Annotated in this window: 14 protein-coding genes; 12 read left to right on the top strand and 2 right to left on the bottom strand. The window is 35.7% G+C overall.

Annotated features, from left to right (window positions below):
- Positions 1-63 precede the first annotated feature (63 nt).
- The 5 genes from EZ428_RS00190 to EZ428_RS00170 all read left to right on the top strand — a co-directional run bounded on the left by EZ428_RS00190 (position 64) and on the right by EZ428_RS00170 (position 5,177).
- Positions 64-759, top strand: a complete 696-nt coding sequence (locus EZ428_RS00190) for a LytR/AlgR family response regulator transcription factor (RefSeq protein WP_131551100.1) — start codon at positions 64-66, stop codon at positions 757-759.
- Positions 760-761: 2 nt separating this feature from the next.
- Entirely contained in the window at positions 762-1,121 is a 360-nt protein-coding gene (locus EZ428_RS00185; protein WP_131551099.1) for a hypothetical protein, read from the top strand.
- 61 nt (positions 1,122-1,182) lie between these two features.
- On the top strand, positions 1,183-2,049 hold the full coding sequence (locus tag EZ428_RS00180) for an aldose 1-epimerase family protein (RefSeq protein WP_131551098.1): 867 nt from the start codon (positions 1,183-1,185) through the stop codon (positions 2,047-2,049).
- A 155-nt stretch (positions 2,050-2,204) separates the two neighbouring features.
- Positions 2,205-4,580, top strand: a complete 2,376-nt coding sequence (locus EZ428_RS00175) for a phosphocholine-specific phospholipase C (protein WP_131551097.1) — start codon at positions 2,205-2,207, stop codon at positions 4,578-4,580.
- Positions 4,581-4,694: 114 nt separating this feature from the next.
- Positions 4,695-5,177, top strand: a complete 483-nt coding sequence (locus EZ428_RS00170; protein ID WP_131551096.1) for a GNAT family N-acetyltransferase — start codon at positions 4,695-4,697, stop codon at positions 5,175-5,177.
- 264 nt (positions 5,178-5,441) lie between these two features.
- Here EZ428_RS00170 and EZ428_RS00165 read toward each other — a convergent pair whose 3' ends face one another.
- Both EZ428_RS00165 and EZ428_RS00160 read right to left on the bottom strand, forming a co-directional pair.
- Positions 5,442-6,167 (bottom strand): DUF4184 family protein, encoded by a 726-nt coding sequence (locus EZ428_RS00165; protein WP_131551095.1) that lies wholly within the window; start codon positions 6,165-6,167, stop codon positions 5,442-5,444.
- A gap of 107 nt (positions 6,168-6,274) precedes the next feature.
- Positions 6,275-7,555: a DUF2130 domain-containing protein gene (locus EZ428_RS00160; RefSeq protein WP_165501681.1), complete on the bottom strand. Its 1,281-nt coding sequence runs from the start codon at positions 7,553-7,555 to the stop codon at positions 6,275-6,277.
- Positions 7,556-7,661: 106 nt separating this feature from the next.
- On the opposite strand from EZ428_RS00160, the gene EZ428_RS00155 reads away from it, so the two are divergent.
- The 7 genes from EZ428_RS00155 (at position 7,662) to EZ428_RS00125 (ending at position 17,958) form a co-directional block, all read left to right on the top strand.
- Positions 7,662-8,864, top strand: a complete 1,203-nt coding sequence (locus tag EZ428_RS00155) for an MFS transporter (RefSeq protein ID WP_131551094.1) — start codon at positions 7,662-7,664, stop codon at positions 8,862-8,864.
- A 131-nt stretch (positions 8,865-8,995) separates the two neighbouring features.
- Positions 8,996-9,370: a response regulator transcription factor gene (locus EZ428_RS00150; RefSeq protein WP_131551093.1), complete on the top strand. Its 375-nt coding sequence runs from the start codon at positions 8,996-8,998 to the stop codon at positions 9,368-9,370.
- A gap of 320 nt (positions 9,371-9,690) precedes the next feature.
- On the top strand, positions 9,691-10,275 hold the full coding sequence (locus EZ428_RS00145) for a pentapeptide repeat-containing protein (RefSeq protein WP_131551092.1): 585 nt from the start codon (positions 9,691-9,693) through the stop codon (positions 10,273-10,275).
- A gap of 46 nt (positions 10,276-10,321) precedes the next feature.
- Complete coding sequence (locus EZ428_RS00140; RefSeq protein WP_131551091.1) at positions 10,322-11,899, top strand: S8 family peptidase; 1,578 nt, start codon at positions 10,322-10,324, stop codon at positions 11,897-11,899.
- 610 nt (positions 11,900-12,509) lie between these two features.
- The gene (locus tag EZ428_RS00135; protein WP_131551090.1) at positions 12,510-14,285 is read left to right on the top strand and encodes an AMP-dependent synthetase/ligase; all 1,776 of its coding nucleotides are present in this window, start codon (positions 12,510-12,512) and stop codon (positions 14,283-14,285) included.
- Positions 14,257-15,975 (top strand): gamma-glutamyltransferase, encoded by a 1,719-nt coding sequence (gene ggt / locus EZ428_RS00130; protein WP_131551089.1) that lies wholly within the window; start codon positions 14,257-14,259, stop codon positions 15,973-15,975. Before EZ428_RS00135 ends, ggt begins: the two co-directional genes overlap by 29 nt.
- A gap of 249 nt (positions 15,976-16,224) precedes the next feature.
- Positions 16,225-17,958 (top strand): DUF885 family protein, encoded by a 1,734-nt coding sequence (locus EZ428_RS00125; RefSeq protein WP_131551088.1) that lies wholly within the window; start codon positions 16,225-16,227, stop codon positions 17,956-17,958.
- The last annotated feature ends 103 nt before the right edge of the window (positions 17,959-18,061 follow it).

The raw sequence follows: 18,061 nt of genomic DNA, 5'->3' as shown, positions 1-18,061 counted from the left end.
AACAAAACTCAAGTATTTTCTTAAAGATTAAAATATTACATTGGGTTAGGCTAAATATTGCAAATGGATTGCTTGATAATTGACGATAACCAAATTTCTAGGCTTACGCTTATTCAGTTAATTGCCTTAGATCCATCTTTAAATTTAATCGCCGAATGTGCCAGTGCAAAAGAAGGCCTAAATAAGATCTTAACAACTTCTGTAGACTTATTATTGCTTGATATAGAAATGCCTGGAATGAATGGCATTGAATTGGCAAAAAGCTTAGGGCAGAAACAACCCATGATTATTTTTACAACCTCCAAAAGAGATTATGCAGTAGATGCTTTTGACTTAAAGGTTGTCGATTTTATTACTAAACCCATCTCACCTTCCAGATTTTTGCAGTCCATAGAAAAAGCAAAAGAAGTTTTTCAACAGAAAAATGAAAAACTTAATCAACAGGCTGATGATTTTTTATTTATAAGAGACTCCATTACCGTAAGGAGAATTAATGTTAACGAGATTTTATTTCTCGAGGCTATGGGTGATTATGTTAAAATTCAAGTAAAGGATAAGTTTTATCAGATTCATTCTTCTTTAAGATCTGTGGAAGATAAATTGCCCAAACACATTTTTTTAAGGGTGCATCGTTCCTTTATTATTAATGTAAGCAAAATAGATACAATTGAAGGTGGCACGTTAATTATCAATGGAAATTTTGTACCTGTTTCTGATAGTTTTAGGGCATCATTAAATAAAAGAGTGCAAATACTTTAATAATGAAAGAGCAACCTGAATTTAAGCTTATTAATTTAAGCTATATGCAAGAAATAAGTTTGGGAGATCTTGAATATGAAAAGAAAGTAACAACACTATTTATAGAAATTATCCCTGAGAATTTGGTTGACCTAGAAACCTATTTTGAACTAAAATCATTTGAAAACCTTAAAAAAACGTTACATCATATGCAATCGAGCATATCTATTATGGGCTTAGATGATAAATTGTCAAAATATATGGATTTTGAAGCTTATGAAAATGCAAATGAAAAGGAAATAAAAGAAAAAATGGATTTCATAACGACTATTTGTATCCAAGCTATTGCGGAAGCTAAGGATTATTTAAAAAATTTAGGATAGATTGTTATTTATTGTTAATTTTTTAGGTTGACGGGTTTCAATTCTCTATTTTTAACACATCATGATTTTTATTGAGAATGAACATATCATTGCTTCTTTTTCTGCAAAAGGGGCAGAGCTGCAAAGTATTAAAGGAACTGACAGCGAAACAGAATACATGTGGAGCGGTAATGCGAATTATTGGGCTAAGTTTAGTCCAATCCTTTTCCCCATAGTTGGCGCAATTAAATATGAATCTTATCAGTTTGAAGGTGAAAACTATCATTTACCTAGACATGGTTTTGCTCGAGATATGGAGTTCGAATATCATCATGTTAATGAACAAGAAATCGTTTTCACATTAAAACATAGTGAAGTTACATTCAAGGTTTATCCCTTTGCATTTATACTAAGTATTCGGTATAAAATTCATGGTGCAAGTTTATGTTGTACTTATGAAGTCTCAAACCCGTCTGATAAGGAACTTTTATTTTCCATCGGTGCTCATCCAGCATTTGCTGCACCCTTAAATAAACAAGGCGTTTACACAGATTATTACTTACTGTTTAACAAGGATGAAGAAATCACTTTTCATCATATTATAGATAACCTGATTTCTGACAATACAACAACCATAAAACTAGAAGAGGGAAAATTGCCCTTAACACATGAGTTGTTTTATGATGATGCCTTGGTGATTAAAAACCTGAAGAGTGATAGTATATCCATACTCAACACTAAAAATTATAACGGACTAGATTTTCATTTCAAGGATTTCCCATATTTCGGTATTTGGGCAGCAAAAGATGCAGATTTTGTTTGCTTAGAGCCTTGGTGTGGCATCGCCGATGGCATAAACCATAACCAACAGCTGAGAGATAAAGAAGGCATAGTTTTCCTTGAACCAAATGGCGAGTGGCAAAGAACCTGGCAAGTAACCTGTTTTTAAATTCTTAGTTACGTCATGCTGTCCCGATAGTTATCGGGATTATTTCAGCATCTGTTACGAAGGAAGGAATTTGAAATAAAAAAAACGAATCTTTCGTTAACTTTTTCTTTGCGAAAACTTTGCGTCTTTGCGGTTATCGTTATACATTTATATTAATGGATTCAAGAAGAGATTTTCTAAAAAAAGCAGCATTATTATCAAGTATTTTTGGTGCGGCGAATGTGATCCCGATGTCTATACAAAAGGCAATGGCAATAAATGCAGAACCTGGCAGTACATTTTATGATGCCGAGCATATCGTTTTTTTAATGCAAGAAAATCGTTCTTTCGACCATATGTTTGGTAAAATGAGAGGTGTTCGTGGTTTTAATGACCCAAGAGCCAAAACATTGCCTAATCAGAATAAGGTTTGGTTACAGAACGATGAAAAGGGAAACACATTTGCGCCATTTCACGTTGACATTAACAAAACAAAAATTACTTGGCAAGGTGGTTTGCCACATTCTTGGAGCGACCAAGTTGCTGCCAGAAATAAAGGTAAATATGATAAATGGGTACCCGTAAAATCGCTGATGTCTTTAGCCTATTATCAGCGAGAAGATATTCCTTTTTATTACGCAATGGCAGATGCCTTTACCATTTGCGACCATCATTTTTGTTCGTCCTTAACTGGCACAACACCAAATAGATTGTTTTTCTGGACAGGTACAATTCGCCCCGAGCAAAACGCAAATTCTATTGCTGCAGTAAATAATTCGCAAGCAGAATCTCGTGATAATGCATTTGTAGACTGGCAAACCTTTCCAGAAATCTTAGAAGATAATGGCGTCTCTTGGAAAGTTTACCAAAATGAAATATGGACCAGCAATTTGCCAGAGGGAGAAATAGATGATTGGTTAGGAAATTATGGTGATAATCCTTTAGAGTATGTAAAGCGTCATCAAGTAAAGTTATCAGCTTATTTCCGTAAAAATGGAGATAAGACGAGTCACCCTGCATTAACAGCGGAAGAAGTTTTAACGAAGTATAACCAACTACCTCAACGAGAAAAAAACTTAATCGATAAAGCTTTTGCTACTAATATTGATAATTCAGATTATTTAAAGCTGCAACCATTTACGTTTACAAATGAAGCTGGCAAACAAGAAACATTAAATATTCCGCAAGAAGATATTTTTGAGCAATTTAGAAAAGATGTTGATTCGGGGAAATTGCCCACCGTTTCTTGGTTGGTAGCGCCACAACGTTTTTCTGATCATACAAGTTCACCCTTATACGGGACTTGGTACGTTTCTGAGGCGATAGATATTTTGACTAAAAATCCAGAGGTCTGGAAAAAAACCATCTTTATTTTAACTTACGATGAAAATGATGGTTATTTCGACCACTTACCACCATTCGTTGCGCCAAAACCGGAAGATATTTCTACGGGAAAAACTAGTGATGGTTTAACCGCCTGGGCAGATTATGAATATAAAAAGGATAGTCCGATTGGTTTGGGTTATCGTGTGCCAATGATGGTTGCTTCTCCTTGGAGTAAAGGTGGTTATGTGAATTCACAAGTTTTCGACCATACTTCTTCTTTGATGTTTTTAGAGAAATTTTTAAGTCATAAAACAGGAAAAGCAATTAAAAGTGATACAATTAGCCCTTGGCGCAGAGCGATTTGTGGCGATTTAACTTCTGTTTTTAGACCTTACAAGGGCGAGAATTTAAATGTTCCCGCAAGGCTGAAGAAAGAAAAAGTAATTACTGGAATTCAGAATGCAAAATTAAAGCCTGCACAAGTAACACCAGCAGCCTTAAACAAAGCTGATGTTGATAAAATAAATACATTATTACCCTTTGATAAAGAAGCGTCTGAATTTGCCCCAGCCCAAGAAAAAGGTACTCGTTTGGCTTGCGCTTTACCCTATCAATTATTTGTAGATGGTGGTTTAAATGCAGAAAAAACAGAAATAAAGCTAAATTTTAAAGCTGCAAAAACTGCATTCGGCCAAAAGTTAGAATCAGCTGGAGCGCCATTTAACGTTTACACTAAGGGAACTTATAAAAAAGACAAGGGCAGAACCTGGGCTTATGCGGTAAAAGCTGGTGATGATTTAACTGATGCTTGGGAGTTTAACAACTTTGAGAATAAGGTTTATAACCTTGTTGTAAATGGACCAAATGGTTTTTACAGAGAGTTTAATGGCTCAAAAGCCGACCCTAGTTTAAGTTTAGAATGCCTTTATGAAGTAAGTGGAGTGATTAAAAAGCCTACTGGTAATGTTCAATTGGTTTTCGAAAATAAAGAAACATCCGCATTACAAATTTTAATTAAAGATGATGTTTACAAAGCCAACACTAAAACAATAACGATTACTGCAAATAGCCAAAAAACGGTTTCACTAAACTTGCAAAAAAGTAAAGGCTGGTACGATTTCAAAATTTCAGTTGCTGGCAATAATGATTTTTTAAAACATTACGGCGGTCACGTAGAAACTGGGGAAGACTCAATTAGTGACCCATTTATGGGAGGAGTTTTATAAACCACACCTGTCCCGATTTTGCGGGAGATACAAAGGATGAACACAGATACAATACATTATTTTAACATCTGTTCTTATCTGTGTGTATCTGTGGTTAAATTTTAATTTTACAAAATGCAACCAATAATTAGACCTATTCAAAAAAGTGATGATGCCGAACTTGGCAAATTAATAAAAGCAGTTTTAACAGAATTTAAAGCTAATAAACCGGGTACCGCTTATTTTGACGAAAGCACAGACCATCTTTCTACTGTATTTGAAAATCCAAAGTCTGCCTATTGGGTTTTAGAAGAAGATGGTAAAATAATTGGTGGTGGCGGTGTCTTCCCAACAGCTAATTTGCCAGAAGCAACTTGCGAGTTGGTTAAGCTCTATCTACATACAGAAGCTAGGGGGAAAGGTTTTGGTAAGGCATTAATGGATAAATGTTTCGCTTCGGCAAAGGAACTTGGTTACGAAAATATGTACCTAGAATCTATGCCAGAACTTAATCAAGCTGTAAGTATGTATGAGCGTATGGGTTTTGAACATCAATGTTCGCCATTAGGTAACTCAGGCCATTTTGGTTGCGATATTTGGATGGTTAAGAAGTTATAGGTTTTTGAACCACCTAAGAAACCTGAGAAGACCTAAGTTTATTAGGTAACCTCGCTTTTAGCTTAAATGAACTTATATTCCTTATATGGTTCAGATATTCCAACCATATAAGGAATATAAGAAAATATAATTTTTCTTGGTGCAAGAATTTTTCTATGGTGCCCTTTGGTTTCTTAGGTGGTTAAAAATTAGTAGCAAAAAACTTAGCTGTCCTTGCCTGCCTGCCGCGGGCAAGTATTTCTTAGATGGTTACCTTCTAAAAGCCTAAATTGACTTGTTTTTCATTAAAATTGGTGTTAATATTAATGAAATCATTAGCCCAGACATTCCTGTAACCAAAACATTTCCATATTGTTGAAATGGAAGCCCACAAAGAATTCTAAGCAATACAATCAATAAGCTAATACAGAGAATTAATAACCAGTAGTTAAAATTGATTTTGCCTAGCACTTCTTGCTTAGGCAATTTTAGAATTGAAAATAAAATCACTATTGCTCCAACAACTGTGCTTGAATGTTGGATGATTTTATGAACAGAAATAGATAAGCCTAAAAAGTTAATCATTGTTAAAAGTAGAGGCATTCTCCTAACAAAGTAACCAGTGTCGTGTGTAAAACTATCCCAAAATAGATGTGAAAAAGCACCAATTAATACTGAGAAACATACAATTATCCAATTCTCTTTAAAATAACCTATCCAATCAAAATCTTTAAATACCGAAAACCGGCCTTTTAAGAAGATAGGTGAATTTCCTATCAATGCATTTCGTGCTATAAGATGAAATAGAAAGGCTAATAAAAGACCGAGAGGTAAATCGAACCAAAACAAACCACCTAATGTATGGCTATATTCGCTTTTGATTCTCATCCTGATGAAGTATTCAAAGTCAGGTGTTAAACTACCCATTACTAACCCAGTCAATGAAATCCACCTTTTAGGTAAATAACTTAGCGGTAAAACAATTGCTGGATGTGAGAATGTAAATGGCATATTAATCTAGCATGGAAATCATACAAGGTTTCTGAGGTGTCCTTTGGTCTCTTAGGTGGTTAAAAATTGAAAAACAATCTTAGCGCTCTTTGCGGTTAACCCTTAAATTAATCTAACAACAAATCATCATCCTCACCTAAGCTTAATTGAATATTATCATTTCCAGAAATACCTTCGATAGAACCACGAATATGAGCTGCGTTTAGTAACACCTTTTCCAATTGTTTCTCTCTGCTTTTCCATAACCGTTCCATCGCGTCACGTTCACGCTGAATAGATAGTTTCATGCTCATGAAACCTTCACGAATCGCTTTCCATTGTTCAGAAAACTCATTGCCGTTTAGGTAATCATAAAGCATGTGCATTTTATCACCTTTGTTTTCTTGAGATTTTGTAGCACCAAAAAGTTTGATAATTCCATCCCTTAATATGTAAGAAACTGCTTTAACTTCATCAAAAGAGCAAATCCATACACCATCTTTTTCCCCAAAACAATCCATCCCCTTTGGGTAGCATTGCGTTACAATTACCGCAACATCAACACCCATGCTGCGCATGTCTTTTTTTAATTTTTCAATCCATTCCATCGAGAAATCTTTAGTGCGTTTGCTTTCATATATTATGCGACCGCATTCCTGTCCGAATTGATTACGCACATTATGCACACAATCTGCACCACGCACACCTTTACCAACTTCTTCAATTAAATCAAACGGAAAAGTATTGCGCAATAACTCCTCTAAAATCAACTCTTGAACTTCACCCTGCAATTGCATAGAACCTTGTTCGGCTTTACGCTTCATTTCCTCGGCTAGTTTCTTTTGGTCGTCTAGCTGTTTTTCTAATTCCTTTACACGAAGCTGATGTTCAGTTTCTTTTAAGTTATTTTTCTCCAACTCTTGCTTGCGAACTTGTGCAACCAACTCCTCACGTTGTTCTTGTAATTTACGCTGAATGCTTAATTCCAATTCTTCTTCGCGAATCTTTAATTCTTGTGCTGCTTTTAAAAATTCTATTTCTTTAGCACGAGCCAACTTTAGTTTTTCTTCGTTTTCCTTGTTGGCATCTTCAGACATTTTTAGTTTATTCTCAAAATCGGCACTAATTGTTTTACGTAAGTTTTCTGCCATGGAAGCTTGTAGAGCAGTTTTCTCTTGCGCTAGTTTTTGCTCAAAGGCCAGTTCTTGCTGTTTCTTTTGTTTGTCAAAAACCTCTTCTTGTTGTTTTCTTTGTTGCTCAAATGCCTCTGCTTTTTTCTGAAATTCCTCTTCCTTTTGTTTGGTAAAAGAAACCATTTTCTCACGTAAATCTTGTTTGTATTCTTCAGCCATTACTTCTTCAATAGGGAAAGAATGGTTGCAGTTAGGGCATTTTATTTCTGTAGACATGTGTTGTGATTTGATGACCCGAATTTTTGGGCGAACTCAAAAATACAGAAATTATGGATAGGATTTTACAACCGAATGTCTATTTTTGGTTTCAAGCCAAATCATCATGTTTCGTTCCATTTTTAACGCATATAAAGCCTCATTTTCTGGTTTAAGTAGAGAGACTTGGCTGTTGAGCTGTGTAATTTTGCTTAATCGTTGTGGTTACATGGCTGTACCTTTTATGGGGCTGTATGTTACGCAATCTTTACATCGCCCAGAATCTGATGCTGGAATTATCATTTCCTTATTTGGTGTTGGTGCTATTTTAGGTGCAGCTGCAGGAGGAAAGTTGACGGATATGTTTGGTTTTAGGCCAGTTCAAATCTTTTCGTCAATAATTGGTGGCGCTCTTTTCTTGGTGTTTGCTCAAGTGAATGATTTTACTACGCTTTGTGTCATGTCATTATTAATCAGCTTTTTCTACGATGCTTTTCGCCCTGCTAACTTTGCTGCAATTGCAGCTTATTCTGCGCCTGGGAAAGAAACTCGTTCTTATTCATTAAATAGATTGGCAACCAATATTGGCTTTTCGTTTGGCATTACCATAGGTGGTGTTATTGCTGCTTTTAATTATAAGTTGTTATTTATAGTAGATGGATTAGTAAGTATTGCGGTTGGTATAGGTATATTTTTACTATTGCCAACGGTAAAGGGATTTAGAAAAGCAGCAATTGAAAAGGCAAAAAATGTTATGGTACGTAAGCCCTGGCAAGATGCTTTATTCATCAAATTTGTTTTATTAACAACTGTTTTTGCGACTTGTTTCTTCTTAATGTTTAGGGTAGTTCCAGTATTTTTTAAACAAGAGTGGCATATAGACGAAGCTAAGATTGGTTTAATTTTAGGCTTAAACGGGGCTATTATCGCTCTGCTAGAAATGATTATGATTAGCAAAATAGAGAATAGAAGATCCCCAAAATTCTACATCGTAACAGGTGTTCTAATAGTTAGTGTTTCATTTTCTTTTTTAATGATACCAAAATCCTTGCCCATTGTTTTAGCGTTGTTAAGTGTAATTGGTTTTACTTTTGGAGAGATGTTTTCTATGCCTTTCATTAATACTTTTGTGATTAAACGAAGCAATGAGTTTAATAGAGGGCAATATGCAGCAGGTTTTTCTATAGCTTGGTCAATAGCGCAAATTACTCCAGCTGCAGGATTTTATTTAGTAGAAAAATTAGGCTATAACATGCTTTGGCTTTCTAGTGCAATAATGCTTTTGTTTTGTGCTTATGGCTATAGCGCTTTAAATTATAAGGAAGAATAAAACTATAAGTTAAAAATATTTCTTCTATCCGTTCAAACAATTTTATTTGTTAATGTGTTTCCATATTTATGAAAGCATTTATTGCTTCCATAAGCGACAATAAAAATTGCAAAAAAAACAAACTTAAATAAATGAAAAAACGTATACACATTTTAGAAGATGATAAAGACATAGGTTACATCATCGAGTTTTTATTAAAAGATGAAGGATATGAATTACAACTTTCATCAAGCTTTGCAGAAATGAAAAGCAAGTTAAAGGATTCGATTCCAGACCTTTTCATTTTAGATGTAATGTTGCCAGATGGTAACGGCATCGAAATCTGTCACGATTTAAAAAATGACATTTTTACCAAACACATTCCAGTAATTGTAATGTCTGCCAACGTTCGTAGTAAACAAATGAGCGAAATGGCAACACCAGATGATTACATCAGTAAGCCATTTGATTTGGATGATATTGAAAATAGAATTAAAAAACTATTAGATAAAAAAGAAGTAGCCTAAGTGCTAAAATTAATACTTGAAAGGGATGGACAAATTGTTCATCCTTTTTTGTTTGCTTTTAGTCCGTAAGTCCGAATGTCTGGAAGTCCGTAGGAAGTAGTTGCCTACCATATGACTATGTGGTTAATTATTAGAAAAGCAAATCCAGCATTCCATTTTAGCGTTAGTCCTGCTTCCCGCTTTTAGCCCCAATGTAAAATCGGAAACTATCTCTTCAATCAGCTTTGTATAACAAAAGACAGTGCTTTTTTGAACAATGTCTTTATACTTTCTACTAAATACTTTATACTTTTTATTAATTTGCACCCTCAATCGTAAAAATGTCTGTCGAAGAAAGTATTTATCACATAAACCAAACATTCGAAAAAATTTCATTCTTACCAAAGGGATTAAAAGAAACCCAATTTGATGAATGTAACTTTAAAAATTGCGACTTTACCGAAGCAGATTTTTATGGTTGTGATTTTACCAAATGTAATTTCGATAACTGTAATCTCAGTATGGTCAAATTTGGAGCCATCGGTTTTGATGGCGTAAAATTTATCAACTGTAAAATGGTAGGCGTAGATTTCTCGAATACAAAAGACTTTCTTTTTGGTGTAGATTTTTCTAATTGCGTTTTAGACTATGCTGCTTTTATGAGAAAGAAAAACAAAAAAAGTAAGTTCAAGGATTGCTCTTTAAAAGGAGCTGACTTTTCTGAAGCAGATTTAAGTGAGGCAAAATTCGAAAACTGTGATTTAAATACAGCTGTATTTATGAGAACTAATTTAAATAGTGCAAACTTTACCTCTTCTTATAATTTTACCATCGACCCAGAAAAAAACCAGCTAAGAAAAGCCAAATTTTCTTCTAATGGTTTAATTGGGCTCCTTAGCAATTATGGTATCATTGTTGAGAACTAAATAATAATAGCAAACCAAACACGTTTTCCATTACTAATATTAAAATATGAACATTAAGAAATTATTATCGCTTGCTCTCCTAGCGGCGCTTCCACTTTTATCATCTGCACAACAAAAAGCCAACTGGCAAAACCTAGATCTTAAAACAGATACAACTTTTGGTATCAGCACAGAAAAGGCGTATAAAGAACTTTTAAAAGGTAAAAAATCAACTCCTGTTTTGGTAGCTGTATTAGATGGCGGGGTAGATTTAAACCACGAAGATTTAAAAAGGGTAATCTGGACCAACAAAAAGGAAGTTGCGGGTAACGGTGTAGACGATGACAAAAACGGTTATGTAGACGATGTTCACGGTTGGAATTTTCTTGGCGGAAAAACCGGATCAGTAGAATTTGAAACATTAGAACTTACGCGTTTAGTGCGCAGAGACAATGCCCGTTTTGCTGGTATTACTGCTTCAACAGTTACAGTTAAAGATAAAGCAGCTTATGAAGCTTTTGTAAATAACCGTACTGAATTAGAAAAACAATTGGCTACTGCAAAAAGTGATTTGCAAGGTATAACTGGGTTTAAATATTATTTAGACCTAGTGGTTAAAAAGATTGGAAAAGAAAATCCAACTGCAAAAGATTTCGAAGCCTTTAAAGCAACAACCAAACAAGAAGAAGGTATTAAAGCAGCAGTTTTGGGTATATTAAATGAAATGGATTTCAAAACATTTTATGACACTCAAATCGAAGCAGGTTTAAAACAAGCGACGGGACAGGTAAATTATAATTTAAATATAGATTACGATCCAAGAAGCATTGTTGGAGATAATCCAAATGATAGCAAGGAACGTTTTTATGGCAATAATGACATTAAAGGTCCTGATGCTTTACACGGTTCTCATGTATCTGGTATTATAGGTGCAGATAGAACCAACACAATAGGTATTAAAGGTGTGGCAGATAATGTAATCATAATCGGTGTTCGCAATACACCAAACGGTGATGAGCGTGATAAGGATGTAGCTAATGCCATCCGCTATGCGGCAGACAATGGTGCAAAAGTATTAAACATGAGTTTTGGTAAATCTTACTCTTGGGATAAAGCAGTGGTAGATGAAGCTGTGAAATACGCAGTAAGTAAAGATGTTTTGTTAGTACACGCAGCAGGTAATGATAACAATGATGTTGATGTAGAAAACAATTTCCCTACGGCAAAATATTTAGATGGTAGCATTGCCAGTTCTTGGCTTACGGTTGGTGCATCTGGACCAAAAGATGATGAAACTTTAAAAGCAGCGTTTTCTAATTATGGCAAAACAACAGTTGATGTTTTTGCGCCAGGTGTTAGAATTCTTTCTACTGTGCCTGATAATAATAAATATATTGAAGAAGATGGAACAAGTATGGCAGCACCAGTAGTAGCGGGTTTAGCGGCTTTAATTCGTTCTTATTATCCAAAATTAACAGCAATACAAGTGAAAGATATCATCATGAAATCTGTAGTAAAAGTTAACCACAATGTTTCTACCATGAAAGGTGCAGATACAGTGAGCATTCCATTTGCTGATTTATGTGTAAGTGGTGGAATTGTAAATGCTTACAATGCCTTGAAATTAGCAGCAAGTTATAAGTAAAGAGCTGAAAGTTTAAGGAAAGCCTCGATGAATAATCGGGGCTTTTTTGTTTATTAATATCGCTATCATTAGCGTTTACCTCCTTTATACCTTCACTTCACCAGCGGCCTTATTTTAACTATAGATTAAACGCAGTTCATAGGTATTTAATTAGGAGTTAACAAGGTAACCAACCTAGTAATGACCCTGTTTTGACCTTGTTATGACCCTGTGATCACCCTGTAAACTGTAACCATAAATACCAGAACGCTACTACCGCGATTGGATAATAAATTAATCATACGTTAATTGTGATGAGGGCATTTTCTTGATTGGGAAAGTTGATGTCGACCTTGTGTCACCAACCAAAGACCTCCTTAATGGTTTTAAAGGACCAGGCTATTGATTCCCCCAGCGTTGTTCGAAAGACGTTGCTTTAAAACAGCAGTTCCTTGAAAGAATCTGTGTGTGAACATAGTAAATTTCTCACAAATAAGCAATAAATTACTATGCATGCAGAATAAATTTAAAATCGGTTGTTGCAGAAAAGATAATTTATTAGATTTGAGAAACAGCAATTAAACAAAGCCACTTGTTGTTAACCATCTAGCCAAATTTAATAACTTACTCCATGTCTACAGTCATAACAAGAGTATTCGACCTTTTAAAGTATAATCTCGAAAATTTCCCTAAGCAAGAATTTGTTAGCGGAAAGATAAATGGGACATGGAAAAAATATAGCACTCAAGAGTTTTGTGACACCACAGATAATTTAAGTCGTGGTTTAACCACTATTGGCATTGGCAAAGGTTCTCGGGTTGCGGTCATGTCGGCAAACAGGCCTGAATGGAATATCTGCGATTTCGCCATTATGCAGCTTGGTGCTTATCAAATCCCATTATACCCAACTTTAGCAGAACATGATGTTAAATTCATTATCGAGAATGCCGAAATAACCACAGTGTTTGTAAGTGATGAAGCGATATACAAAAAAGTAAAAGCTGTTGCTGCTCAGCTTAAAAACCCAATTCAGATTTTTTCATTTAACAAAGTTGAAGGTGCAACCCACTGGGAGATTTTAGTGGAGACTGGAAAATCAACCAATGTTGATTTAGAAAGCTATAGAAATGCAGTTAGCGCAGCAGATATTTTAACTATCATTTATACTTCTGGAACAACAGGAACACCAAAGGGTGTAATGCTAACACATTACAATTTAGTTCAAAATTTCATTAAATCATCCGTTTTACTACCGCCGGGAATAGATAAAGCTTTAAGTTTTTTACCTCTTTCTCATATTTTTGAACGTTTAGTCTCTTATTTATACGCCTACGGTGGTGTTTCTATTTATTATGCCGAAAGCATAGATACCATAGTTGCCGATATACAAGAAGTAAAACCCAATGCATTTTCTACCGTTCCGAGGTTATTGGAGAAGGTGTATGATAAGATCATGGAGAAGGGCAAGGATTTGAAAGGGATTAAAAGAGGAATTTTCTTTTGGTCTTTAGCTTTAGCTGAAAAATTTGATCATGACAATGGATGGTGGTATAATTTCAAGTTAGCGATTGCCCGTAAACTAGTATTTAAGAAATGGCAAGCCGCTTTAGGAGGTGGCATTGTTGTTATCGTTTCTGGAGGGGCAGCATTAAACCCAAGATTGAATAGGATCTTTTGGGCAGCAGGTATGCCGATTTTTGAAGGGTATGGTTTAACCGAAACTTCGCCTGTGATTACCGTAAATCATTTTGGAGAAACAATGTTTGGTACTGTAGGTACAGCTATTGAGGGAGTGGAGATTAAAATTGCTGCCGATGGCGAAATTTTAGCTCGTGGTCATAACATCATGAAAGGTTATTATATGAGAGACGATTTAACTGCCGAAACCATCGACAAAGACGGCTGGTTCCACACGGGCGATATTGGCGAAATTTTAAATGGTAAATTCCTTAAAATTACGGATCGTAAAAAGGAGATTTTTAAAACAGCTGGAGGAAAATACGTTGCTCCACAAATGTTAGAGAACAGGTATAAGGAATCTCCTTTAATAGAACAAATAATGGTATTGGGTGAAAACATGAAATTCCCAGCGGCATTAATTGTTCCTACTTTTCCGGCTTTAAAAGCTTGGTGTGCTCATAAAGGGATTGCTTATACCACCAATGAAGAAATGATTAAAAATGAGCAGGTTTTAGCTAAATATGACGGCATAATTTCCGACCTTGGAAAAGAATTTGGCAAATGGGAGCAGGTTAAACGTTTCGCGCTGTTAGCCAAAGAGTTTAGCATAGATGGGGGAGAGTTAACACCGAAATTAAGCTTTAAACGTAAAGTTATATTAGAAAAAAATAAAAATACCATCGATAAAATTTACAAGGATGCAGAAAACTACAAGCCAGAATCTTAGCCTAATAAAAATAGGTAGTTACTTATTGATTATTAGTTTGCTCTTTAGTTGTGCGGGTGGTCATCTAGGTAAAAATAATAGTGGCGAATATTACAACGGAATGGTGGTTTCTGCCAACGAAATAGCTTCGGAAGTTGGTGTAGATATCCTTAAAAAAGGAGGAAATGCTGTAGATGCAGCTGTTGCTGTTCAATTTGCGTTAGCCGTTGTATATCCAAATGCTGGTAATATCGGTGGTGGTGGTTTTATGGTCTATCGCTCTGCTAAAGGCGAAATCAATTCATTAGATTTTAGAGAAAAGGCTGCGGCAAACGCCGGAAGGGATATGTATTTGGATGCAGCCGGTAATCCGATAGTAGATAAAAGTTTATACGGACAATTAGCGGCTGGTGTTCCAGGTTCTGTAGCTGGAATGGTAGAAGCACATCTAAAATATGGTCGCTTAAAATGGGAAGATCTAATTGCTCCCGCAGTTCATTTAGCTGAAGAAGGATTTAAGCTGTCGGCAAGACAAGCAAAGGAGCTTAATGGTTTAAAAGGCAGATTTAAAAAATTAAATCCCTTAGGTACGGCATTGTTAAAAGAAACACCTTGGGCAGAAGGTGATGTTTTGGTGCAAAGTGAATTGGCAACTACCTTAAAGTTAATTGCATCACAGGGCAGAAATGGTTTTTATGAAGGTGCGGTGGCAGATTCAATTGTTGCCGAAATGCATCGTGGTGGAGGTATCATTAGCAAACAAGATTTGGCAAATTATAAAGCCGTTTGGCGTAAACCAGTAACTGGGAACTATAGGGGATATGAGGTAATTACAATGCCTCCTCCATCAAGTGGCGGAATTGCTTTAATCCAATTACTAAAATCTGTTGAGCCGTATCCTTTGTCAAAATGGGGTTTTAATACAGATTCTACTGTTCAAGTGATGATTGAGGCAGAAAGAAGGGTATACGCAGATAGGGCAGCTCACTTAGGCGACCCAGATTTTTATCCCGTACCACAGAAAAAACTGATTGAAGATGCTTACCTCAAACAAAGGATGAGTTCATTCAATTGGAATAAGGCGAGCACAAGTGCAGAGATTAGTGCTGGAGAAATTCCTCCTGCAGAACATCCAGAAACAACACATTTTTCTATTGTAGATAAAGCCGGGAATGCAGTTTCTATCACGACAACCTTAAATGGGTCTTATGGTGCAGGTGTTGTAGTTAAAGGTGCCGGTTTTCTGTTAAATAACGAAATGGATGATTTCTCTGTAAAACCCGGAGCACCAAATATGTATGGTTTGGTGGGTGGAGAAGCCAATTCAATTGCACCAAATAAAAGAATGTTAAGTTCAATGACGCCTGCTATTTTAGCTAAGGATGGCCAGTTATATATGGTAGTTGGTACGCCAGGTGGCTCAACAATTATCACGTCTGTTTTTCAAACTATTTTAAACGTAGTTGATTTTAACCAGTCAATGCAAGCTGCAGTTAATGCTAAAAAATTCCATCACCAATGGTTGCCAGACCAAGTAGATGTAGAAGAAAAAGCACTAGATAGTATAACAACCATAAGACTTAAAGCTAAAGGCTACAAAATCGTTACTCGTGGAGCAATTGGTAGGGTAGATGCCATTTTAAAAACGAAATGGGGCTACTATCAAGGTGGTGCCGACCCAAGGGGAGATGATAAAGCGGTGGGCTGGTAAATAGGGAACAGGAAATAGGAAACAGGGAACAGGAAATAGGAAATAGGGAGCAGGGAATAGGTTTGTGACTTGCCTATCGGTTAGTGTCTCCACAAACCGGTACTTATTTAAATTATACAGCTGTACATAGAAAAGAACAAGGCTTCTAAACCTATGTCCCTATGTGGTAAACCTCAAACAAGTAACCTTTATTTTGCATTGACCTCATCTATTTTATGACTAAATTCATCAAAAATATAATTAGCTGTCATGTATAAAATTTTCTGCTCTGTTTTGCTTTTAGTGTTAAGCATTCAACTTTCTTGTGCTCAAAATAACAATTCAATAGGCTCTAGTGGCGATGCAAGTATTGTAAGTGCTTTAATCAATCAGTATCAGTCTGATGAAAATATGCTATCTCGTAAGTATACTTTAAAACGTTCTGAAGAATACTTCCAGCGGATGGATAAATTTTATAGCACTTGGTTAGCCAAGTTAAAAGCCCTTCCATTTGATAAGCTGAATGTAAATGAGAGAGTTGATTACACATTGCTGAAACGAGACATTAATGTAGATGTTAGAGCACTGCAACAAGCGAATGAAGATTTCAAAAACACAAAGTTTGCAATCCCATTTGCAAAGACAATTATTGACTTTGAACAGAAAAGAAGAGTTGGAAAACAACAAGATGGCAAAACTACAGCAGAAATATTCGACAAATTAAAAGATGAAATTAATCAGGTTAGTAAAGATGTAAATGATAAACAGATAAAGTTAACGCCACTACAGGCTAGCTGGGCACAGGCAACAGTAAACCAATACTTAGAAGTTTTTACTGAAGCTTATAAGTTCTATGATGGCTATGACCCACAATTTACCAAAGGAACTAAAAGTGTCTATCCTGATGTTTTAAATGCATTAAGAAATTATGCAACTGAATTGGGGAAGACTGCTAAATTATCAATGGCAAAAGATGATGGTAGCGGGATTTTAGGAAATCCGATTGGAAGAACTTCCTTTTTAGACTTGTTGAAAGATGAGATGATAGCTTATACGCCAGAGCAAATTGAAGCAATTGCAATGAGAGAATTTGCTTGGTGTGATGCGGAAATGATCAAGGCATCAACAGCAATGGGTTTTGGTAAAGATTGGAAAAAAGCTTTAGAGAAAGTTAAAACGGATTATCCAGCGCTTGGTAAACAGCCAGAATTGGTTTATGAACTGGCAAATGAAGCGATAAATTTTGTCGAGCAAAACAAGTTAATCACAGTTCCTGAATTGGCGAAAGAAGGTTGGAGAATGAGAATGTTGACGCCAAAAGAACAACAATTTGCGCCATTCTTTTTGGGTGGAGAATCTGTACTTATCGCGTATCCGACAGAAGACATGACCGAAGACGCAAAAATGATGACGCTAAGAGGAAACAATCGTCACTTTTCCAGGGCTGTGGTATTTCACGAATTAATCCCAGGTCATAATTTACAATATTTCATGCAAAGCAGATATAAACCTTATCGCAGGGGTTTTGGTACGCCGTTCTGGACAGAAGGGTGGTCGCTATACTGGGAAATGTTATTGTGGGATAAAAACTTCGCGAAAACCCCAGAAGATAAAATAGGAATGTTGTTCTGGAGAATGCACCGTTGTGCCAGAATTATCTTCTCTATGAATTATCATTTAGGGAAATGGACACCAAAACAATGTATAGACTTTTTAGTAGAGCGAGTTGGTTTTGAAAGGGCAAATGCAGAGGCAGAAGTTCGCCGTTCTTTTACAGGTGGTTATGGTCCGCTTTATCAAATCGGTTACATGCTAGGTGGCCTAGAATTTAGAGCATTACATAAAGAATTGGTAATAGGCGGTAAAATGAGTAACATTCAATTTCACGATAAAATTCTAAAAGAGAACAATATGCCTGTAGAAATGGTTAGAGCACTTTTAACTAATCAATTATTGCCAGAGAATTTTAGCACAAAGTGGAAATTTGCAGGAGAAAACCCTTAATTCAAACAAAAAGGGTATTTGGTTGTTTCACTGCGCTCCAACACTTTTTGCGAGATTTTGTATAGCAAAGCACACAGCATTTAACATTTTTTAACAATTTTTT

Origin of the sequence: Pedobacter frigiditerrae (assembly GCF_004331645.1) — a bacterium.
Classification (GTDB): Bacteria; Bacteroidota; Bacteroidia; order Sphingobacteriales; family Sphingobacteriaceae; genus Pedobacter; species Pedobacter frigiditerrae.
This window is presented reverse-complemented; position numbering and strand designations above follow the sequence as displayed.